At 70.5% G+C, this 20,355-nt stretch carries 16 protein-coding genes; 6 read left to right on the top strand and 10 right to left on the bottom strand.

Annotation, left to right across the window (positions count from 1 at the left end; all coding sequences use genetic code 11):
• The first annotated feature begins 28 nt into the window (after positions 1–28).
• The gene (locus tag N7L95_RS03750; RefSeq protein WP_301258483.1) at positions 29–484 is read left to right on the top strand and encodes a DUF302 domain-containing protein; all 456 of its coding nucleotides are present in this window, start codon (positions 29–31) and stop codon (positions 482–484) included.
• 31 nt (positions 485–515) lie between these two features.
• On the opposite strand, the gene N7L95_RS03745 is transcribed toward N7L95_RS03750, so the two are convergent.
• The 3 genes from N7L95_RS03745 to N7L95_RS03735 form a co-directional block, all read right to left on the bottom strand.
• The gene (locus tag N7L95_RS03745; RefSeq protein ID WP_301258482.1) at positions 516–1,049 is read right to left on the bottom strand and encodes a chromate transporter; all 534 of its coding nucleotides are present in this window, start codon (positions 1,047–1,049) and stop codon (positions 516–518) included.
• Complete coding sequence (locus N7L95_RS03740; RefSeq protein WP_301258481.1) at positions 1,046–1,678, bottom strand: chromate transporter; 633 nt, start codon at positions 1,676–1,678, stop codon at positions 1,046–1,048. Before N7L95_RS03740 ends, N7L95_RS03745 begins: the two co-directional genes overlap by 4 nt.
• Before the next feature lie 62 nt (positions 1,679–1,740).
• Positions 1,741–2,751 carry a D-2-hydroxyacid dehydrogenase family protein gene (locus tag N7L95_RS03735; RefSeq protein ID WP_301258480.1) on the bottom strand — a complete coding sequence of 337 codons (1,011 nt, stop codon included), beginning with the start codon at positions 2,749–2,751 and terminating at the stop codon, positions 1,741–1,743.
• Positions 2,752–2,951: 200 nt separating this feature from the next.
• Here N7L95_RS03735 and N7L95_RS03730 point away from each other — a divergent pair, with 200 nt between their 5' ends.
• A complete protein-coding gene (locus N7L95_RS03730; RefSeq protein WP_301258479.1) occupies positions 2,952–5,357 on the top strand; it encodes a penicillin acylase family protein in 2,406 nt (801 codons plus the stop codon).
• A gap of 28 nt (positions 5,358–5,385) precedes the next feature.
• Here N7L95_RS03730 and N7L95_RS03725 read toward each other — a convergent pair whose 3' ends face one another.
• From N7L95_RS03725 to metE, 3 genes are read right to left on the bottom strand one after another with little or no spacing between them, the layout of a single operon-like run.
• On the bottom strand, positions 5,386–6,102 hold the full coding sequence (locus tag N7L95_RS03725) for a hypothetical protein (protein WP_301258478.1): 717 nt from the start codon (positions 6,100–6,102) through the stop codon (positions 5,386–5,388).
• Between the two features lie 42 nt (positions 6,103–6,144).
• Entirely contained in the window at positions 6,145–7,230 is a 1,086-nt protein-coding gene (locus N7L95_RS03720; protein ID WP_301258477.1) for a DUF72 domain-containing protein, read from the bottom strand.
• A 60-nt stretch (positions 7,231–7,290) separates the two neighbouring features.
• On the bottom strand, positions 7,291–9,576 hold the full coding sequence (gene metE, locus N7L95_RS03715; protein WP_301258476.1) for a 5-methyltetrahydropteroyltriglutamate--homocysteine S-methyltransferase: 2,286 nt from the start codon (positions 9,574–9,576) through the stop codon (positions 7,291–7,293).
• A 126-nt stretch (positions 9,577–9,702) separates the two neighbouring features.
• Between metE and N7L95_RS03710 the strand changes: the two genes are divergently transcribed.
• The 4 genes from N7L95_RS03710 to N7L95_RS03695 all read left to right on the top strand — a co-directional run bounded on the left by N7L95_RS03710 (position 9,703) and on the right by N7L95_RS03695 (position 14,109).
• Positions 9,703–10,629, top strand: a complete 927-nt coding sequence (locus N7L95_RS03710) for a LysR family transcriptional regulator (protein WP_301258475.1) — start codon at positions 9,703–9,705, stop codon at positions 10,627–10,629.
• A 181-nt stretch (positions 10,630–10,810) separates the two neighbouring features.
• Positions 10,811–11,710: a FecR family protein gene (locus N7L95_RS03705; protein WP_301258474.1), complete on the top strand. Its 900-nt coding sequence runs from the start codon at positions 10,811–10,813 to the stop codon at positions 11,708–11,710.
• 38 nt (positions 11,711–11,748) lie between these two features.
• Positions 11,749–12,621 (top strand): c-type heme family protein, encoded by an 873-nt coding sequence (locus tag N7L95_RS03700; protein ID WP_301258473.1) that lies wholly within the window; start codon positions 11,749–11,751, stop codon positions 12,619–12,621.
• A 6-nt stretch (positions 12,622–12,627) separates the two neighbouring features.
• The gene (locus N7L95_RS03695) at positions 12,628–14,109 is read left to right on the top strand and encodes a serine/threonine-protein kinase (protein WP_301258472.1); all 1,482 of its coding nucleotides are present in this window, start codon (positions 12,628–12,630) and stop codon (positions 14,107–14,109) included.
• A gap of 35 nt (positions 14,110–14,144) precedes the next feature.
• On the opposite strand, the gene N7L95_RS03690 is transcribed toward N7L95_RS03695, so the two are convergent.
• The 4 genes from N7L95_RS03690 to N7L95_RS03675 are packed head-to-tail and all read right to left on the bottom strand — an operon-like array spanning position 14,145 to position 20,314.
• A complete protein-coding gene (locus N7L95_RS03690; protein WP_301258471.1) occupies positions 14,145–16,976 on the bottom strand; it encodes a response regulator in 2,832 nt (943 codons plus the stop codon).
• A complete protein-coding gene (locus N7L95_RS03685; RefSeq protein WP_301258470.1) occupies positions 16,973–17,431 on the bottom strand; it encodes a response regulator in 459 nt (152 codons plus the stop codon). Before N7L95_RS03685 ends, N7L95_RS03690 begins: the two co-directional genes overlap by 4 nt.
• Complete coding sequence (locus tag N7L95_RS03680) at positions 17,424–19,673, bottom strand: ATP-binding protein (RefSeq protein ID WP_301258469.1); 2,250 nt, start codon at positions 19,671–19,673, stop codon at positions 17,424–17,426. Before N7L95_RS03680 ends, N7L95_RS03685 begins: the two co-directional genes overlap by 8 nt.
• A complete protein-coding gene (locus tag N7L95_RS03675) occupies positions 19,670–20,314 on the bottom strand; it encodes a biliverdin-producing heme oxygenase (RefSeq protein WP_301258468.1) in 645 nt (214 codons plus the stop codon). Before N7L95_RS03675 ends, N7L95_RS03680 begins: the two co-directional genes overlap by 4 nt.
• Positions 20,315–20,355 lie beyond the last annotated feature (41 nt).

Genomic DNA, 20,355 nt, shown 5'->3' with positions numbered 1-20,355 from the left:
TCAGACCATCTCACTTGGAGCGTCCCGCATGAGCAAGACCTTCCGTTTCTGGATGACGGGCTGCGTGGCTGTGGTGATGGCCGCGGTCAGTGCCGAGCTGGCCGGCGCGAAGTCACTGCGGCCGCTGGCCGCGATCGAGAGCAAGTACGGCACCTCCGAGACCCTGCGCAAGATCGAGTCCGCGGCCGAGGGCAGGGGCTATACCGTCTTTGCCCGCGTGGCAGGGCGCGGGCCGGCTGGTGAGGCGCTGCCGTCCACTGCGCTGGTTCTGGGCTCTGTGGACGGTGTTACGCCGGTGTTGGTGGACGAGTCGGGCCGCTCGATCGATGCTCCGCTCTCGCTGCTCATCGTGGGCTTGCCGGACGGGCGCACCGAGGTCCGCTTCTTCGACGCGAGCCGCTATGGCCAGCTGGCGCCCGGCAGCGACCCGGCACTGGCCGAGGTCGCCCGGCTGCGCAGCGTGCTCGACAGCGCACTGGCGTGAGCCCGCCGCCGCAGGAGGCAGCCCTGCCGCCTCAGACCCAGCCGGCCATGCCGACCACCGCGCCGGCGGCCACCATCCACATCGGGCTCAGCCGGGTCTTCAGCATCACGCCGACCGTCAGCAGGACCATGGCCACCGCGCCAAGGTCGTGGCGGCTCGGCTCGGAGAGGATCCAGCCGGTGGCCAGCAGCAGGCCCACGGTGATCGGTGTCATGCCTTCGGTGAAGGCCCGCACGCCTCGGGTGTCGCGCCGCTGATGGCGCCAGCGCGTGGCCCACAGCGCCAGCGTGGTGGACGGCAGCAGCATGCCGAGCATCGTGGTCGCCGCACCAGCGGCGCCGGCCACGTTCCATCCGAGCACCGCCACGAAAAGGATGTTGGGCCCCGGTGCCGCTTGCGCCAGGGCGATGGAGGTGGTGAACTGCGCATCGCTGAGCCAGCCGCGCTCGAGCACCAGATAGCGGTGCATGTCGGGCGCGGTCGTGATGCCGCCTCCCACGGCCAGCAGCGACAGCACCAGGAAGTGACCGAACAGGCCCAGCAGGTCGGAGGCTGGCAGGCTCATGGCTTGGACCTCCGCCAGGCCAGCACCATCGCCAGCGGGCCCAGGCAACCCAGCACCCACAGCAGCGGCCAGTGCAGGACGGCCACCAGCAGCACCGTCAGTGCCGCCAGGCCGAAGGCGAGTTCGCGCCCCAGCGCCGACTGCTTCAGGGTGCCGACCAGCTTGATGCCGGTGGCGAGGATCAGGCCCGCAGCCACCGCCCCCATGCCGCGCAGCGCCCCGGCGACCAAGGGGTGCCGGGCCAGCTCGGCATATACCGCGGCCGCCGCGAGCACCACAATGAGCGGCGCGGCCAGCATGCCGGCGAGCGAGGCGAAGGCCCCGCGGGCGCCGAAGAACCGGTCGCCGATCATCAGCGAGAGGTTCACGATGTTCGGGCCTGGCAGCACCTGGGCCACCGACAGCAGTTCGACGAATTCCTGCTTGGCAAGCCAGCGCCGCCGTTCCACCAGTTCCCGCTGGGCCACCGGCAGCACGCCGCCGAAGCCCTGTAGCGCGAGCCGAGTGAAGGCCCAGAACAGCTCGGCCGGCGAAGCCGGGCGGGGGGGCGGTGTGCCCCCGGGGGCCGGGGACTCGGGGTGGGGCGGTGCAGCAGAGGCAGCGTCCTGGGCAACTTCTGGGACGGGCATCCCGTCAGTGTAGCCAGGGCCGAGCCGGCCGTCTGCCGGGCCGGGGCGGTCCAGGGCGAGGCTCAATGGCGGATGACTTTCAGCGCATCGGGGTTGACGATGTTGCTGGGCGTGCCGTTGATGAAGTTGATGACGTTCTCGAAGGCGGCGTTGAAGTACAGCTCGTAGCTGTCCTGCTCGACATAGCCGATATGCGGGGTGCACACCGCGTTTTCCAGCCTCAGCAGGGGATGGCCTTGCAGGATCGGCTCGCTTTCGAAGACATCGACCGCCGCCATGCCGGGGCGGCCGCGGTTGAGGGCGCTGACCAGGGCGTTCTCTTCCAGCAGCTCGGCCCGCGAGGTGTTGACGAAGAGGGCGTTCGGCTTCATGCGCAGCAGGTCGTCGAGCCGCACCAGGCCGCGGGTCGAGTCCACCAGGCGCAGGTGCAGCGAGACGACGTCGCTGGCTTCGAACAGGGCTTCGCGGGTGAAGGCGGCGTCATAGCCGTCCGCCTGCGCTTTGGCGCGCGAGCTTTCGCTGCCCCAGACCAGCACCTTCATGCCAAAGGCCCGGCCGTAGCTGGCCACCAGCTGCCCGATCTTGCCGTAGCCCCACAGGCCCAGCGTCTTGCCGCGCAGCACCATGCCGAGCCCGAAGTTGGGCGGCATGGAGGCGGACTTCAGGCCGGACTGCTGCCAGGCCCCGTGCTTGAGGTTGCCGATGTACTGCGGCAGCCGCCGCATGGCGGCCATGATGAGTGCCCAGGTCAGTTCGGCCGGCGCCACCGGTGAGCCGACCCCGTCGGCCACCGCGATGCCCATGCGGGTGCAGGCTTCCACGTCGATATGGGCGCCGACCCGCCCGGTCTGCGCGATCAGCTTCAGCTTCGGCAGCTTCTCCAGCAACTGGCGGGGAAAGTGGGTGCGTTCGCGAATGAGGACCAGCACGTCGGCGTCGCGCAGCCGGACCGACAGCTGGCCGATGCCCTTGACCGTGTTGGTGAAGACCTTGGCGTTGTAGCGTTCGAGCTGGGCGGCGCATCTGAGCTTGCGCACTGCGTCCTGATAGTCGTCCAGGATGATGATGTTCATGGCACTTCTTGCGGAGCACGCCCCCCGCCCGGTGGCGAGGCGGCGGCCCGAGTGGGCCTCATTCTGCATCTTTCCGCGCGGGCTGCCACCCGGAGGCAGCCTTGACCGCAGGGCCTGGCCCGGACTGGCCCGCCGGCCTGGCCATGAGGTACCCTCGCTGGTCCGAAGAACAAGCACCAGGAGGCTTGCCGGTGAAATGGATGCGCAGAGTGCTCTGGGCCATCGTCGCCCTGGTCGTGCTGGTCATTGGCGGCCTGTGGCTCTATATCCACCGGGCGCTGCCGCAGCAGGAAGGTGTGGTGGCGGTGCCTCGTCAGGCCCTGAAGGCGCCGGTGCGCATCACCCGGGATGCGCATGGCATCCCGACCATCGAGGGCGAGACGATGGCCGACGTGATGTGGGGCCTCGGCTTCGTGCACGCACAAGACCGGCTCTGGCAGCTGGAGCTGCACCGCCGCATTGGTGCCGGCCGGCTGGCCGAGGCGTTCGGTGAAACCGCCCTGGGCACCGACATCTTCCTGCGCAGCCTTGGCGTGCGCCGGGTGGCGCAGCAGCAGCTGCAAAGCGTCAGCGGCGAAGGCCGCGAGGCGCTGGAGGCCTATGCCGCCGGCGTGAACGCCTATGTGTCGCAGCACCTGAAGGCCCGTCCGCCCGAATTCCTGCTGCTGGGGCTGCAGCCGGGCCGCTGGGAGCCGGCCGACAGCCTGGCCTGGATGACCATGATGGCCTGGGACCTGGGCGCCAACTGGAACAACGAATTGCTGCGCTTGCGCCTGGCCCTGAAGCTGCCGCTGGAGCGCATCAACCAGTTGCTGCCGCCGTACCGCGGCGAGGCCCCGTTGCCGACCACCGACTACACCGAGCTCTTTCGCAGCCTGAAGGTCGATGCCGGCCTGGGCGAGCAGGCGCAGCGCTTCGCGCCGGAATCGGGCATCGAGGGGGTGGGCTCCAACAACTGGGTGGTGGCCGGCTCGCACACCACGTCCGGCCGGCCCCTGCTGGCCAATGACCCGCATTTGCGGCTGTCGGCGCCCGCTTTATGGTATTTCGCGCGGCTGCAGGCGCCGGGCTGGAAGGTGGCGGGGGCCACCATGCCGGGCGTGCCGGCGGTGGTGCTCGGCCAGAACGAGCACATCGCCTGGGGCTACACCAACACCGGCCCGGACGTGCAGGACCTGTACCTGGAGCAGCTGCACCCCGACGACCCGCAGCAATACCTGACGCCCACCGGCTGGGCCCGCTTCGACACGCACGAGGAGCAAATCGCCGTCAAGGGCGGCATGCCGCGGACCATCACGGTGCGCAGCAGCCGCCACGGCCCGGTGATCTCCGACGCGCCGGGGGCGGCAGAGGGCCTGACCGGCCCGCCGGCCCGGCCGGCCTTTGCACTGGCGATGCGCTGGACCGCGCTGGACGTGCCCAACACCACCTTCGAGGCCGGCCTGGCGATGAACCGGGCCCGCACGGTGGACGAATTCGTGGCCGCCTCCGCGCGGCACCTGGCGCCGATGCAAAACATGGTGGTGGCCGATGTGTCGGGCCGCATTGGCATGGTGGCCGCCGGTCGGGTGCCGGTGCGCGGGGCCCGGCATGACCTGCGCGGGCTGGTGCCGGCGCCCGGGTGGGACGCCAAGTACGACTGGACCGGCTACCTCGATGCGAGCCTGACGCCGCGCGAATTCGATCCGCCGCGCGGCTGGATCGCCACCGCGAACCAGCGCATCCACCCGCCGGACTATCCCCACTTCCTGACGAGCGAATGGACCGCCCCGTATCGGGCCGAGCGCATCGAGCAGTTGCTGGGCGAGCCCGGTCGTCATGACGTGGACAGCATGGCCGCCTTGCAGGCGGACGAGGTGTCGCTGGCCGCGCGCCAGTTGTTGCCGCTGCTGCTGCAGGCCCGCTCCAGCCATCCACTGGCGGCGCGAGTGCGTGCGCTGCTGCAGCGCTTCGATGGCCGCATGGCGGCGGACCGGGCCGAGCCGCTCATCCTGTGGGCCTGGACGCGCCAGGCGACCGAGCTGATGGTGGCCGATGAACTGGGCCCCGCGCTCTGGACGCAGTACCGCACCCGTTCCTTCTACGACGCGGTGGAGCGCATGCTGCTGGACCGCCAGGCCTGGTGGTGCGACAACAAGACCACGCCAGCCGTCGAAACCTGCCAGCAGCTGATGGACAGTGCGCTCGATCGTGCGCTTGACGAATTGCAGGCCGCCTACGGCGCCGACCCGCAACGCTGGCAATGGGGCCAGGCCCATCAGGCGCGGTCCGAGCACCGGCCCTTCAGCAAGGTGAAATCGCTGGCACGCTGGTTCGAGCTGCGCGTGCCGGTGGGCGGCGACACCCACACCGTCAATGCCAGCCGGGTGGGGCTGCGGGAGGACGAACTCACGGGCCGCTTCTACCTCAACGAGCACGGGCCCAGCCTGCGGGCCATCTACGACCTCGGCACGCCGGGACAGTCGCGCTTCATGCAGTCCACCGGGCAGTCAGGGCTGCCGTTCTCGCGCGCTTACCGCAGCTTCCTGCAACCGTGGGCCGAAGGGCAGTATGTGCCGCTCTGGGCTGCCGAAGCCGGCCCGACCCTGGTGCTGCAGCCGCGCTAGCCGGGGCGGCAGTCAGGGGGATGCAGTTTCAAGGGCTCAGCGCCATGCACAGGCCCGCCAGCAGGGCGCCGAGGCCGGCCAGGCCGAAGCCCAGCGACAGATGGCGGCCACCGCGCCGACGCCCCAGGAAGAGGCCGATGCCAAACAGCAGCACCACCACGGTGGTGTGCACCAGGCGCAAGGCCGCGTCGGCATCGGCGATCCACAGCAGCGGCAGCGCGGTGAGGAAGGTGGCCCAGAACACCAGGGCGAAGATGGCCGCCGCCCCCAGCAGGTCGAGCGGATGACCCAGCACGGCGCGGGGGCGGGCCTCGCCGGTCCGTGGCAGCAGGGCGCGCAGCCGGGCCAGCTCGTGCGGCGCCAGGTTGCGCACCAGGCTGTCCGGCAGTTCGCGAGCCAGCCGCTGTGAAAACGCCGCATCGGTGTCGGCGCTGCGCAGGTCGTCCAGCAGCCGCTGCTGGCCATGGCGTGCCTGGGCCGCCCGCCGCAGGTACATCACGGCGCACATCAGGCTCCAGGCAAAGCTCGAGGACAGCGCGCTCAGCAAGACGGTGCGGGCATCGCGCCCCAGAATCGCGAAGGCGCCGGTGAAGATGACGAGCACGAGCAAGCCGCCAGCCACTTCACCCGCCCGGTCGAGCGGATTGAACAGCTGGCGCGTGGACGCACGCAGATGCCCCAGCACGTGCGCATGGTCGGCGCTGCCGGGGGGGTGCTTGCTGTCGTGGAGCTTGCTTCCGGGCATGACCAGACCAGTATGGTCCGCTTTGCCGGCCCGGCATAGACCTCAGCCCCGCGCCAGCACGGTTTTTGCCAGTTCCCAAATGGACAGTGGCGCACTGCCTTCCGCTTTGTTGTTAACGGTTACGAATACCGCATGGCCGCCGATCGCGGTGGCAGCGATGACCTTGGCCAGCACCTCCCGAGTGGCGGGGTCCGGGGCGACCAGCGCGTTAAACGGTGCGAAGCGCTCCCTGGCCGGCTCGTACTTGAAGCCCCGCTGGAGGTTCCAGCGGCAGACCAGCGGGCCGGGCCACAGCGCGCGCAGCAGGGGCAACTGGGCCTCGATGTCGGGCATGCGGTCGTGCAGGCCCAGGCAATACCGCACGCCATGGCGCTTGAGCAGCGTGGCGAGGGCCGGCGTGAGCAGTTCCGGGTCGCGAACTTCGAGGGCCAGCAGCGCGGGGTGGCCCGCCTGCGCCAGCGCCGCGGTGGCCGCCTCGAAAAGCCGCTCCAGCGCCTGCAGCCAGCGTTGCGGCTCGGCCAGCCAGGCCAGCGGCAGCGGCGACACCTGGAACACCAGCACGCCCAGGGTGGCTCCCAGCCCTTGCACCGCCGGCTCGATGCACTGGGTGACGGCCGCGGCGGGATCGAGGAACAGCGGGTTGGGCTCGACGCCACGGCCGTCGCTGGCCCGCACCAGCGCATCGGTGACGAGCGACGGAGCCTTGACGACAAAACGGAAATCGGCCGGTACCTGGGCGGCCAGCGCCGCATAGGCCGACACCTCCATCGGCCGGTAGAAGCTGCGGTCCAGGCTGACGCAGCGCAGCAGCGGATGCTGGGTATAGGCCGTCAGGCCGCGGCGCGACAGCGTCGATTCGGCGTACTCGCGGCCCCACACCAGGCCATGCCAGCCGGGAAAGTTCCAGGACGAGGTGCCGAAGCGAATCAGCGGGTTGAGGGACGCAGCGGCTGCTGCCATTTCAGGTGGCACAACCGCGGCTTCCAGTTGGGCCGGCTCGCTGGCCGGAGGCCGTGCGGCGCGCCGCGGGGCGGCTGGCGGCGGCGCGTCCGCCGCGGCCGGCGGCGGCTGGCCGGGGCCGGGCTCGAGGGCGAACAGGTCGGACTGCTGGGGGGCGTTGCGGGGCACGGGCTCAGGGACGGGCGGCGTCAGACAGGCCGACACTGTAGCGGCCCCGGGCCGGGCGGCTCATGTCGAAGTTGCCAGGCGTCGGCGCACCGCGCGGGCGGCGCTCACCATCTGGCCCAGCGCCGCCAGGGTTTCCGGCCAGTGGCGGGTCTTCAGGCCGCAGTCGGGATTGACCCAGAGCCGGCGTGGGTCCACCACGCGGCAGGCGCGGTCGAGCAGCGCCTCCATCTCGCTGGCGCCAGGCACCCGCGGCGAGTGGATGTCATAGACGCCGGGGCCGATCTCGTTCGGGTAGTCGAAAGCACCGAAGCCGTCGAGCAGCTCCATGCGGGAACGCGATGTCTCGATGGTGATGACGTCGGCGTCCAGTGCCGCGATGGCCGGCAGGATGTCGTTGAACTCGGAATAGCACATGTGGGTGTGGATCTGCGTGTCGTCGAGCACGCCGCAGGAGGCGAGCTTGAAGGCGTGGACCGCCCAATCGAGATAGTGCTGCCAGTCCTGCCGGCGCAGCGGCAGGCCTTCGCGGAAGGCGGGCTCGTCGATCTGGATGATGCGGATGCCGGCCCGTTCCAGGTCGTTCACCTCGTCACGAATGGCCAGCGCCAGCTGGCGGGCGGTGGCCTCGCGTGGCTGGTCGTCACGCACGAAGGACCACTGCAGCAAGGTCACCGGCCCGGTCAACATGCCTTTCACCGGACGCTCGGTGAGCGACTGGGCATAGCGGGCGGTGTCCACCGTGATCGGGTCGGGCCGCCAGACGTCGCCGTAGATGATGGGCGGCTTGACGCAGCGCGAGCCGTAGCTCTGGACCCAGCCGTTGTCGGTGATCGCGAAGCCGAACAGGTGTTCGGCGAAATGCTCCACCATGTCGTTGCGCTCCGGTTCCCCGTGCACCAGCACGTCCAGGCCGAGTTGCTCCTGCTGCTCGATGGCATGGCGGATTTCCTCGCGCATGGCCTTGAGGTAGTCGTAGGCGTTCATGTCCCCGCGCTTGCGGGCCGCCCGGGCCGCCCGGATCCTGGGTGTCTGCGGGAAGGAGCCGATGGTGGTGGTGGGCAGCAGCGGCAGCTGCAGGCGGGCGCGCTGGCGGGCGCTGCGCTCGGGGAAGGCGTGGCGCCGCTGCACCATGTCGGCATCGATGCCGCTCAGCCGCTTGCCGACATAGGCATTGCGGACCAGGGCCGAGCCGCGCCGCTCGGCCAGCGCCGCATCGCTCTCAGCCAGGGCGTCGGCCACGCTGGCCTCGCCGTCCTGCAGGCCGCGCCGCAGCACCTCCAGTTCGGCCAGTTTCTCGTCGGCGCCGGCGAGCCAGTGCCGCACGGTCGCTTCCAGCCGCGGGTCGCGGGCCAGGGAGCAGGGCACGTGCAGCAGTGAGCAGGAGCTGGCGATCCAGAGCCGGTCAGCCAGCTGGTCCTGCAGCGGGCGCAGTGCCTGCAGCACCTGGCGGAGGTCGGTGCGCCAGACGTTGCGGCCGTCCACGACACCGACCGACAGCACCCGTCCCGCCGGCAGCGAGGCAAGCACCGCCGGCAGCTGCGCTGCACCGCGCACGGCATCGATGTGCAGCCCATCGACCGGCAGCGCATTGAGGAGCGGCAGGTGGTGGTCCACCGGGCCGAAATAGGTGGTCAGCAGCAGGCGGGGCCGCTCGCCGCCGGCCAGTTGCCGGTAGGCCTGGGTGACGGCCGCCTGCCACGGCGCGTCAAGGTCGGTGGCGAGCACCGGCTCGTCGATCTGCACCCACTCGATGCCGCGGCGGCGCAGCTCGGCGAGCAATTCTGCGTAGACCCGCAGCAGCCCCGGCAGCAGGGACAGGCGCTCCTGCGGTCGCGCCGACTTGGCCAGCCGCAGGAAGGTGACCGGGCCGATGAGCACCGGCTTCACCGGCCGGCCGCCGGCCTGCGCCTGTGCCCGGGCCACCTGCGCGAGGTAGCGGCCGGCATGCAGCGAGAAGGCCTGGCCAGCGGCCAGCTCGGGGACCAGGTAGTGGTAGTTGGTGTCGAACCACTTGGTCATCTCCAGGGCCGGCTGGGCTGCAGTGCCGCGTGCCAGCTGGAAGCTGCCGTCCAGCTCCAGGGCGGCGGGGTCCAGGCCGAAGCGGGCGGGCAGGGCGCCGAACATCGCGGCATGGTCGAGCATCAGGTCGTAGTAGGCGAAGTCGCCGGTGGTGAGCCAGTGCAGGCCGGCGTCGACCTGGCGCTGCTGGCGGTCGGCGCAGAGGCGCTCGCCCACCTGCTGCAGCTCTGCCAGGCTGCCCTGGCCTTGCCAATGTGATTCGAGGGCGAACTTCAGCTCGCGGCGTTCGCCGATGCGGGGGTAACCGAGGATGTGGGTGTGGGCCATGAGACTCCGCCGTGGTGGTGAGGTTGACCCACGGCAGTCTGGTTTGCGACACTGCATCAAACAAGCGAAACGTTTTCAGCCAGGCTTGAATTTGATTCATGTCCGGCGCCTACCTCGGAAGGCTGCATGCTCGAACTCCGCCACCTGCGCTCCCTGATGGCCATTGCCGAGACCGGCAAGATGGCGCTGGCGGCGGAGCGGGTGCACCTGACGCAATCCGCGCTGTCGCACCAGGTGCGTGCCATCGAGACGCACTACGGCTTGCCGCTCTTTCACCGCACCAGCACCGGGCTGCGCTTCACGCCGGCCGGCGAGCGGCTGCTCGCGCTCGCGCGTGATCTGCTGCCCCAGGTGGCCGAAGCCGAACGAGACCTGGCCCGGGCATCGAGCGACACCCGGGGCGAGCTGCGCATCGCGCTCGAATGCCACACCTGCTTTGACTGGCTGATGCCGGTGATGGACGAGTTCCGCCGCCGCTGGCCGGAGGTGGAAGTGGATCTGGTGGCCGGCTTCCATGCCGACCCGATGGCGCTGCTGGCCGACGACAAATGCGAGCTGGTGATCGGGTCGCCGCCGGGGCGCCAGGCGCCGGCGCGGCGCAAGCTGGCGAGCTGGCCGCTGTTTCGCTTCGAGATCCTGGCGGTGCTGCCGGTCGAGCATGCGCTGCGGAACCGGCGCCGCCTGCTGGCCCAGGATTTCGAGGGCGAGACGCTGATCACCTATCCAGTGCCGGAGGAACGTATCGATGTGATACGAGAATTGCTGCGCCCGGCTGGAGTGAACTTCGGGCGGCGCACGGCAGAGCTGACCATTGCGATCCTGCAGCTGGTCGCCAGCCGGCGGGGCGTGGCGGCCCTGCCGAACTGGGGCGTGAAAAGCTACGTCGACTACGACTACGTGGTCGCCAAACGGCTCGGCGCCAGCGGTTTGTGGAGTGAGTTGCATGCCACTGCGCCGCAGGCGCTGGCCGGCAAACCGTACCTCAGTGACCTGCTGGGCATCATCCGGCAACAATGTGCGAAGCAGCTGGCCGGCATAGAACTGCTGAGTTGACCCCAAAATCCGTGCCTGGCAGTGACATAGTTGGCGGCCGGCCCGAAAAAAATGTGGGGGGGTCGCCCTTGGATGCGGGCGGATGCGAACAGAAAAGCAAGGCCAGTGAAACAATGCGCCGTGCAGCGCGTGACGCATGACACATCAGGGGGAGCCGGAGCGCTCCAAGACAAGGAGAAACATGTTCTGGCGGGTGATCTGTCTGATCTTCTGCAGCCTGGCGGCGTGGCCCGCCGCGGCCGAATCGCCGGTCGCCGTGCTCACCATCCTGGATGGCGAAGCCTTGCTGATCCGCGGCAGTGCCAAGTTCGCGCTGACCGAGGGCGTGCGGCTGCAGCGTGACGACATCGTGGAGTCCGGTGCCACCACCGGCCTGCTGCGCCTCGAGTACAAGGATGGCGTGATCGCCGACCTCGGCCCCGGCAGCCGCGCGCTGCTGGCACCGACGCTGCCAGGCGAGCGCGGCCGGGCACCGGTGCAGCTGTACCTGCAGCAGGGCTGGCTGAAGCTCTCGCCGCCGCCGGTCGTTGCTGGCAAGCCGGCGATCGCGGCCGGTTTCGGCTCGGCGGTGCTGGATGCTGCGCCGGACGGCGTGCTGGTGGCCCACCTGGGCGATCGGCGCGTTTTCGCATTTGCCGAGGCGGGTGCGGTGCGCCTCACCGAGCGGCTGGACGGCAAGGCGCAGCGCGCCCTGGGGTTGAAGGCCGGCGAATCCTTCCTGCGCGAAGCCGATGGATCGGGCACCGTGGCGGCGCGGCCGCCGGCCGCGATGCTGGAGCGCATGCCGCGCGCATTCCGTGACACACTGCCGCCCCTGGCCGACCGCTACCAGTCGCGCGAGGCAGCGCCGAAGCCGCTCGGTGCAGTGGCCTACCAGGACGTGCAATCCTGGCTGCAGGCCGAGCGAACACTGCGGCCGCGCTTCGTCACCCGCTGGAAGGCGAGGGCGAGCGACACCGATTTCCGCGCCGGCCTGGTCACCAACCTGCGGGCGCACCCGGAGTGGGACCGCGTGTTGTACCCCGAGAAATACTTGCCGCGCCCGCCGGTTCCGCGTCCGCCGGCGGCTTCGCGTCCCTGACTTCTTTGCGCCGCAACCCGGCGCCGCTTGAGACTCGTATGAAACTGCTCGTCAAGTTCAACCTGGTGTTCGTGCTCGTGTTCGTGCTCGGCCTGGGGGTCACCGGCTACATCAGCCGCGACCTGCTGCAGCGCAACGCGCAGCAGGAAGTGCTGGACCATGCCCGCCTGCTGATGGAGAAGGCGCTGGCGGTGCGGGCCTACACCTCCGGTCAGATCGGCCCGCTGCTCGAGACCCAGATGAAGTACAGCTTCCTGCCCCAGTCGGTGCCGGCCTACTCGGCCACCGAGGTGCTGGCCACGCTGCACAAGAAGTACCCTGACTACGCCTACAAGGAAGCGACGCTGAACCCGACCAACCCGCGCGACCGGGCGGTCGAATGGGAGGTCGACATCGTCAACCAGTTCCGCAACTCGCCCGATGTGAAGGAGTTCGTCGGACAGCGCGACACACCCAGCGGCCGCTCGCTCTACATCGCCCGCCCGATCCAGATCAAGGACCCCGCCTGCCTGCGCTGCCACAGCACGGTGGACGCGGCACCCAAGCCGATGGTGGACCGCTACGGCCCGGCCAACGGTTTCGGCTGGAACTTCAACGAGATCATCGGCGCCCAGGTGGTGTCGGTGCCGATGACGGTGCCGCTGCAGCGCGCGGCCAGCGCCTTCAACGTGTTCATGGGCATGCTGACGGCGGTGTTCGTCGTCATCGGGCTGGCGCTCAACCTGATGCTGTGGAAGCTGGTGATCCAGCCGGTCAGCCGCCTGTCGGCCATCGCCGACCGGGTCAGCCTGGGCGAGATGGATGCTCCCGAGTTCAAGGCCAGCAGCAAGGACGAGATCGGCACGCTGGCCGAGTCGTTCACCCGCATGCGCAAGAGCCTGGTGCAGGCCATGAAGATGCTGGACGGCTGAGGCCGCATGAAACATCCTGAGCGTCTCGGCAAATACCCCATCACGGCCGTCCTCGGCGAGGGCGCCATGGGCGTGGTCTACAAGGCCTACGACCCGGACATCAAGCGCCTCGTCGCGATCAAGACCATCCGCAAGCAGCTGGTCGAGGACAGCCCGCAGGCCGCCTCCATCGCGGAGCGCTTCCGCAACGAGGCGCAGGCGGCTGGCCGCCTGCTGCACCCGGGCATCGTCGCCGTCTACGAGTACGGCGAGGACCGGGAGCGCGCCTTTATCGCGATGGAGTATGTCGAGGGGCACAGCGTCGCCCACTACCTGGGCCGCAAGATCCTGTTCCCCGAGCAGGACATCCTGAGCATCATGGTGCAGCTGCTGAGCGCGCTGGACCATGCGCACCAGCAGGGCGTGTGGCACCGCGACATCAAGCCGGCCAATCTCATCATCACCCGCCATGGCAAGCTCAAGATCGCCGACTTCGGCATCGCGCGGGTCGATGCCGGCGGGCTGACGCAGCTGAACGCCATCGTCGGCACGCCTGGCTACATGGCGCCCGAGCAATACACCGGGGAGAAGCTCGACCACCGGGTGGACCTGTGGGCGGCCGGCGTGCTGCTCTACCAGCTGCTGACGGGGCAGCTGCCCTTCAACGGCACGGCCGAGTCGCTGATGTATCGCATCCTGCACGAGGAGCCGGTGCGGCCGTCGCAGCACGTCGGGTCCTCGCGGCCGGAGCACTACGACCGGGTGGTGGCGCTGGCCCTGGCCAAGCGGCCGTCGGCCCGCTATGCGAGCGCGCTGGCCTTCCGAGACGACCTGCTGACCCATTGCAGCTCGCCGGTGAGTGCCACCGTGTCGGAAGAGACCGTCATCATGGAGATGGTGCGGCCCGGCATGCCGCTGCCGTCCGGCTCGCCGGGTCCGCAGAGCCTGCCGGCGGCGGGCAGCGTGATCTCGGTGGGCTCGCTCGATGCGGCGGCTGCCAGTGCGCCGACGCCCACCACCGCGCCGCCCACCCACTGGGACGCGGCCACCTTGTCGCAGCTGGAAACCACGCTGGCGAAGTTCGTGGGGCCCATGGCGAAGGTGCTGGTGCGTCGCGCCGCACGGGAATGCGCCGACCTCGACACCCTGCGTCACCGCCTGGCCGAGCACCTGCAGACCGAGCGCGAGCGCACCACCTTCATCGGCCAGCCGCTCACCACCGGCGGCTCCCCGCTGCGCCCGACCGGTACGCCGGCGCCGGGCACCACGGGCGCGCCGGCTCCCGGCACCTCACCGCGGCCGGCCAGCGGCATCGCGCTGACGCCGGACTTCGTGGAGCGGGCGCAGCGGGTGCTGGCCAGCCACATCGGCCCGATCGCTCGCATCGTGGCCAAGAAGGCAGCCGCCCAGGCCGGCACGCGGGAACAGTTCATCCAGCTGCTGGGCCAGCACCTGGATGACGAGGCCGCTCGCGGCCGATTGCTGAACCAGCTGCAGCACCTGGCCTGACCGAGGCGCCGTGCCGCCCGGCGGGCAGCACGGGCTCAAGGCTGGGTGGCCAGCCGCCGGCTGGCCGGCGTCGCCAGCACGCGCTGCAGGCGGCTGGCCATTTCGCTATGCGGTAGCGGCTTTTGCAGCACGTAGTCTTCGTGCACGTCGCGCAGGGCAGCCAGGTCGGCAAAGCCGGTCACGTAGAGCACCGGCAGCGCCGGATGCGAGCGTTGCAGCGCCCGGCCCAGTTCTGCGCCGTTCATGCCGGGCATCGCGAAGTCGGCAATGACGGCATCGATGTCGCGGCAGCGCGCCACCATCTCCAGGGCCGCGGCCCCGTTGCGGGCCTGCAGCACGGTGTAGCCGTCCAGCTCCAGCAGGGCGGCGGTCACTTCGCGCACGTCCTCATCGTCGTCGACCAGCAACACCGTGTGCGTGGGCTGCGGCGGCTGCTGCGCGGTGGCGCCGGTGTTCTCCGGCTCGGTGCTGCCCGGGCGACTGGCCGCGGACGCCGGAGCGCGCGGCATGTAGACGTGCACCGAGGTGCCGCGGCCCGGCTCGGTCTCGATGCGCACGCCACCCCCCGACTGCTTGGCGAAGCCATACACCTGGGCCAGCCCCAGCCCGGAGCCTTTGCCGACCTCCTTGGTGGTGAAGAAGGGCTCGAAGGCCTTGGCCAGCACCTCGTCGCTCATGCCGCTGCCGGTGTCGCTGACGGTCAGCGAGACATAGTCGCCGGGCTCCGGCTCTTCGGGCCGCGCGGGCCGCTGCTGCAGGGTGACGTTGCCGGTGCGCACGGTGAGGGTGCCGCCGACCTCCATCGCGTCGCGCGCGTTAATGGCCAGGTTGAGGATGATGAGCTCCAGCTGCGTCGGGTCCACCAGGGCCGGCCACAGACGCGGGGCCAGGGCGGTTTCGATGGCGACGCTGCCGCCCATGGTGGTCTGCAGCAGGTCCCGCATGCCGGCCACCACGTCGTTGAAGTCCACCTCCTGCGGCTCCAGCCGCTGCCGCCGGGAGAAGGCCAGCAGCTGGGTGGTGAGCGTGGCACCGCGCTGGGCCGCGTTGCGCATGGAGTCGAGCCGCTGCACGACACGTTCGTCGACCGACTCCGGGCGCTGCTGCAGCAGCCGTTCGATCAGGCCGATGTTGCTGAGCACCACCGTCAGCAGGTTGTTGAAGTCGTGCGCCACACCCGAGGTGAGCTGGCCGACCGCTTCCAGCCGCTGCATCTGCTGCAGCGTGTTCTCGACGCGGCTGCGTTCGCTGATCTGCGCCTTGAGCTCGCGGTTGGTGGCCGCCAGTTCCTCGGCGGCGGCCCGCTCTTCGGTGACATCGCGCCCGATGGCGTAGACCAGGCCGTTGTCGGCGCTGGCCGTCCAGCGTATCCAGCGCCAGCCGCCGTCGCGGTGGCGCAGCCGGCTGTCCTGCGTGCGCGTGACGCTGCCGTGTGCCAGCGAGCGCAGCCGCTGCCGCGTGTCGGCCACTTCGTCGGGGTGCAGGAAATCGAGCAGGCTGGCTTCCTGCAAGGCCTCGGCTGACCAGCCCAGCACGCTTTCCCAGGCCGGGTTGACGGAGGTGAGCGTCGCGTCCGGCCGGCAGACGGCCATCAGGTCGACACTGAGGTTCCAGATGCGGTCGCGCTCGCGGGTGCGCTGGGCGACGCTGGCCTCCAGGTCGCGGTTGACCTGGCGCAACACTTCGTCGCGGCGGCGCTGTTCGGTCACGTCGCGCGCCGTGCCCACCAGGCGGGGACGGCCGTCGGAGCCGACGATGCGGCGGCCTTTCACCGCCACCCAGCGCATGCGGCCGCCCTGCAGGCCGATCATGCGGTGCTCGTATTCGAGTTCGGGGGGCGCGCCGGGCCGCAGCGCGGCGCGCAGGGAGCGGTCGACTTCGGCCCGGTCGTCGGGATGCACGGCGTTGTGCAGCATGGTGGCGTAGTCGGGGACCGGGCCGTCGGGCACATCGGCCAGCGTGCGCAGGCCGGCATCGAACCACAGCCGGTCGCCTTCGATGTCGAGCTCCCACACGCCGATGCCGGCGGCCTCGGCCGCCAGCCGGAACAGCAGCTCGGTCTGGCGCTGGCGCGCTTCGGCGGCTTTCTGGTCGGTCACGTCCTGCACGACGCCCGAGACCCGGTGGCACCGGCCGCGCTCGAAGAAGGCCTGGCCGCGCATCACCACCCAGCGCTCGCTGCCGTCGGCCGCGTGGGTACGGAACTCGCGCAGCAGCAGGTCTTCGCCGCCGGGTTGCATGGCGGCCTGCATCGCCGAGCGCAGGCCGTCCCGGTCGGCGGGCGACACGCGGGCCAGCAGCTCCTCGTGCCGCACCTGTGGCTGCCCGGGCAGGCCGAACATCAGCTGGCTGCGGCTGTCCCAGCCCAGGCGGTCTTCCGCCGGCACGTAGTGCCACAGCCCCAGCTCCGCGGCGGCCAGGGCCAGCCGCATGTTGGCTTCGCTGTCGCCGAGCGCCGCCTCGGCCTGGCGGCGGCGCTGCCGCTCACGGGCGTCGGCCAGGGCGCGTTCGATGGTGCGCGGCAGCCGCCCCAGGCTGCGCTTGAGCACGTAGTCGGTGGCGCCCTGGCGCAGCGCTTCCACCGCCACGTCCTCACCCAGCACCCCCGAGACGAAGATGAAGGGCACGTCGGGCAACCGTTCCTGCGCCAGCTGCAGGGCGGTGAGGCCGTCGTAGTCCGGCAGCGAGTAGTCGGCCAGGATGAGGTCGAGCTCGCCAGGCCGCAAGGCGGCTTCGTATTCGCTGCGGCGCACGGCACGGATGATTTCGAGCTCCGGCCGGGCCTTCAGCAGGTGGCTGCAGAGCAGCTCGGCGTCGATGTCGCTGTCTTCCAGCAACAGGATGCGGGCAGGAACGGGCGGCTTCACGCGTTGCGGCCTCCACGAGGCGGCGGCTCGTTCAGCACCCCCCAGAACATGCCCAGGTCCTGGATGGCCTGCAGGAAGGCATGAAAGTCCACCGGCTTGACGACGAAGGCGTTGACGCCCAGCTCGTAGCTGTGCACCAGGTCGCGCTCCTCGCGCGAGGACGTCAGCATGACCACCGGCACCTGGCGCAGCAGCGGGTCGCTCTTGACCCGTTCGAGCACTTCCAGGCCGTCGATCTTCGGCAGCTTCAGATCGAGCAGCACCACCGCCGGGTCGCCGGCCACCCGGTTGAGCCAGCGGCCGCGGCCATAGAGGTAGTCGAGCGCTTCCGCGCCGTCGCGGGCGACCTCGACCGGGTTGGCCAGCTGGCAGCGCTGCAGGGCGGCCAGGGCCAGTTCGAGGTCCTTCGGGTTGTCCTCCACCAGGAGGATGGGCCTGAGCTTGTTGTTATGCATCTGCGGAGTTTTCATGCGGGGTGGCGGGCAGGCCGAAACGGAACACGGCTCCCTGGTCGAGGCGGCCATCGGCGCTGATCCAGCCGCCGTGGCGCTCCAGGATGCGCCGCGCCAGCGCGAGGCCGATGCCGCTGCCTTCGAAATCTTCAGCCCGGTGCAGGCGCTGGAACACGCCGAACAGCTTGCCGGCATATGCCATGTCGAAGCCGACGCCGTTGTCGCGCACCGAGTACACGGTCTCGCCGTCGCGCTGCTCACCGGTGATCTCGATCACCGCGCACTCGCGAGGCCGGGTGTACTTGAGCGCGTTGCCGATCAGGTTGCTGAGCGCCTGGCGCAGCAGGGCAGCGTCGCCCCAGGCCGGCGGCAGCGGGCCGGTGCGCCACTCCACCTGGCGATTGCCCTGGTCGATGCGCACCGAGCGGCGCACTTCGTCGAGCAGCTTGTCCATGTCGACCGCCGTCATCGACAGCGTGGAGCGCCCCAGCTGCGAGAAGGCCAGCAGGTCGTCGACCAGCTGTCCGGCCGCCAGGGCTGATTCGACGATGGAGTCGAGGTAGTGGCGCGAGCGCGTGTCCAGCGCTGCCTCGCGCTCGCCCAGCAGCTGGGCATAGCCGACGATGTGCCGGAAGGGGGCACGCAGGTCGTGCGAGATGGAGTACGAGAAGGCTTCCAGCTCACGGTTGCTGGCTTCCAGCCGTTCGCTGAGCTGGGCGCGCTCTTCGGCACGGCGCAGCACGAAGCTCACCACCGCGTTGCGGAAGGACTGCACCACCTCGAGCTGTGCGGCGCTCCAGCGCGCCGAGCTGCCGCGCACCTGTTCGGTCCACATCGAGAAGGAGCGCCGGGGATGCAGCCGGCCGTCTTCGCCGGGTGCGGGCTTGTCCGGTGGGCCACCCCACCGCACGGTGTGGACCAGCTCGGGACGGAACCACAGGATGTAGTGAGGGTGGAGCGCCGAGATCGACACCGCCAGCACGCCACAGCCGCTGTCCGCCCAGGCCTGGGCCGGCGGGTACAGCGCGGGTAGCTCATGCGTTGCGAACACCGCCGGCTTGCCCTGCTGGTGCAGCCAGGCGGCCAGGGCCTGGAGCTGCGTTTCATCTGGCGTGCGGCCGGTGCGGCTCACGCCGTGCTCGCGCAGCACCGCGGCGCCCTGGGCGCTGGCGAGGGCCAGCCAGGCATCGGGTTGATCGAGCAGGCCGTCCTGCACGGAGGGGGCCTGGGCCACGCGGGCCAGCAGCCCGGCCTCCAGCTCCTTCAGCTTCAGGCGCTCGGCGGCTTCGGCCCCCTGCGCGCGCGCCGCCAGCTGCAGCGCGAGGATCTGCGCCAGGAAGTCGCAGGCGCTGCGGATCTGCGGGCCGACCTGGCGGGGGCCGGCATGGTGGCACGAGACCAAGCCCCAGAGCCGGCCATCGACCAGGATGGACACCGACATCGACGCCGCGGTGCCCATGTTGCGCATGTACTCCAGGTGCACCGGCGACACGCTGCGCAGTGCCGCGGCCGAGAGGTCGAGCGGGCGGCCGTCGAGCGGGCTCAGGGCCGGCTCCACCGGTACCGGCAGGTAGCCGGCGTCGGGAATCAGGCGCAGGCGGTTGCGGCGGTACAGCTCGCGCGCCTGTGGCGGAATGTCGGAAGCCGGGAAGCGCAGGTCGAGGTAGGAGGGCAGGCTGCCATCGCCGTCCTCCGCGATCACCGTGCCGTGCCAGTCCTCGTCGAAGCGGTAGACCAGCACGCGATGGAAGCCCGTGATGCGACGCACCTCGCAGGCGGCCAGCTGGGCCAGCGCTGCAATGTCGGCCTCGGCTTCCAGCTGGTCGACGAACCGGCGCAGGTGCGGGTAGAGCGCGTCCAGCGATTCCAGCTCCCCCGGAAGCGCAGGCTCGAATTCGAGCAGCAGGCCTTGCGGGCCCAGGTGGCCGCTGAGCTGGAACTGGCGCTGGCCCAGTGCCACCGTGTGCAACGGCGCCGCGCCGGGTGCCAGGAGCCAGTCGCCCAGGACGGCGCGCAGCGTGTCGCCCAGGGCAGCGGGCGCTCCTGGCGGTGTGGCGCCGGTGGGCCAGATGGGCAGTCCCAGCAGTTCTGCCGCATTGCGGCTGGCCTGCAGCACCTCCAGCGTGTCGGGCCGCAACACCAGCAAGGCCCCATGCGGCTGGATGCTGCCGGGCAGGTGGATGGGCTCCCGGGCGCAGTCGCTCAGGTCGACCGGTTGGCCGGACAGGGGGGCGGGCACCGTCATGCGTTGTGCACCTTGTGGTTGTCGGGGCGCGGTAATGCGGCGGCCGGGCGGGGCTGGGCATGCGGCAGCCAGTGCAGCAGCAGCTCGAAGGTTCGCGCCGCGCCGTCGACGACCTCTGCGGCCCAGGGCGCCGGCAACCCGGCCAGGCAGTGGAGGGTCTGTTGCCAGCGCGCCCCGGTGTCCGGGCCGTAGGGATGGAAGTAGCGCAGGCCTTGCGCGGGCCACCAGGCGGCAGCCTGCAACTGCCGCGTGATCAACTGGCCGCCCAGCGTGGAGCCTTCCAGCACGTAGAGCGATCCCCAAGCCGCGGCAGTCGTGTTGCACAGGGTGCGGGCGGCCGCGCAGTCGGGGAGGGCCTCGATGTCCGCGGGGGCGCTGCCCAGGGCCGCCAGATCGTGGCGCAACAGCGCCAGGCGCCGGCGTGGCTGCAGGAAGTCGGGCGCGTCGATGGCGGCAGCCAAGGCCGGTTCCCACGCCCGGTGGAAGCCGAAGAAGCCCTGCAGCAAGGCCAGGCAGGCTTCGCGCCGTTGTCCCAGCGCGGGCAGGTCCAGGGCGGCTTCGAGGCGGGCATGGGCATTGGCGGTGCCCTCGCGCAGGCGCTGCCGCAGGGCCGCCTCAGCTCGCAAGGGCGCTGCCGTCATGGGCCTCGGCAGGAGTGGGGAAGATGCGCCCGCAGGGGCGC

Source organism: Eleftheria terrae (assembly GCF_030419005.1).
In the GTDB taxonomy this organism is placed as follows: domain Bacteria; phylum Pseudomonadota; class Gammaproteobacteria; order Burkholderiales; family Burkholderiaceae_C; genus Caldimonas; species Caldimonas terrae.
This window is presented reverse-complemented; position numbering and strand designations above follow the sequence as displayed.

What these genes read in the sequence shown, in the direction of transcription:
- N7L95_RS03700 (WP_301258473.1), top strand. Translation starts at nt 11,749, where the DNA reads ATGAAACTGCTCGTCAAGTTCAACCTGGTGTTCGTGCTCGTGTTCGTG.
- N7L95_RS03705 (WP_301258474.1), top strand. Translation starts at nt 10,811, where the DNA reads ATGTTCTGGCGGGTGATCTGTCTGATCTTCTGCAGCCTGGCGGCGTGG.
- N7L95_RS03745 (WP_301258482.1), bottom strand. Translation starts at nt 1,049, where the DNA reads ATGAGCCTGCCAGCCTCCGACCTGCTGGGCCTGTTCGGTCACTTCCTG.
- N7L95_RS03750 (WP_301258483.1), top strand. Translation starts at nt 29, where the DNA reads ATGAGCAAGACCTTCCGTTTCTGGATGACGGGCTGCGTGGCTGTGGTG.
- N7L95_RS03735 (WP_301258480.1), bottom strand. Translation starts at nt 2,751, where the DNA reads ATGAACATCATCATCCTGGACGACTATCAGGACGCAGTGCGCAAGCTC.
- N7L95_RS03675 (WP_301258468.1), bottom strand. Translation starts at nt 20,314, where the DNA reads ATGACGGCAGCGCCCTTGCGAGCTGAGGCGGCCCTGCGGCAGCGCCTG.
- N7L95_RS03710 (WP_301258475.1), top strand. Translation starts at nt 9,703, where the DNA reads ATGCTCGAACTCCGCCACCTGCGCTCCCTGATGGCCATTGCCGAGACC.
- metE (WP_301258476.1), bottom strand. Translation starts at nt 9,576, where the DNA reads ATGGCCCACACCCACATCCTCGGTTACCCCCGCATCGGCGAACGCCGC.
- N7L95_RS03730 (WP_301258479.1), top strand. Translation starts at nt 2,952, where the DNA reads ATGCGCAGAGTGCTCTGGGCCATCGTCGCCCTGGTCGTGCTGGTCATT.
- N7L95_RS03685 (WP_301258470.1), bottom strand. Translation starts at nt 17,431, where the DNA reads ATGCATAACAACAAGCTCAGGCCCATCCTCCTGGTGGAGGACAACCCG.
- N7L95_RS03740 (WP_301258481.1), bottom strand. Translation starts at nt 1,678, where the DNA reads ATGCCCGTCCCAGAAGTTGCCCAGGACGCTGCCTCTGCTGCACCGCCC.
- N7L95_RS03680 (WP_301258469.1), bottom strand. Translation starts at nt 19,673, where the DNA reads ATGACGGTGCCCGCCCCCCTGTCCGGCCAACCGGTCGACCTGAGCGAC.
- N7L95_RS03725 (WP_301258478.1), bottom strand. Translation starts at nt 6,102, where the DNA reads ATGCCCGGAAGCAAGCTCCACGACAGCAAGCACCCCCCCGGCAGCGCC.
- N7L95_RS03695 (WP_301258472.1), top strand. Translation starts at nt 12,628, where the DNA reads ATGAAACATCCTGAGCGTCTCGGCAAATACCCCATCACGGCCGTCCTC.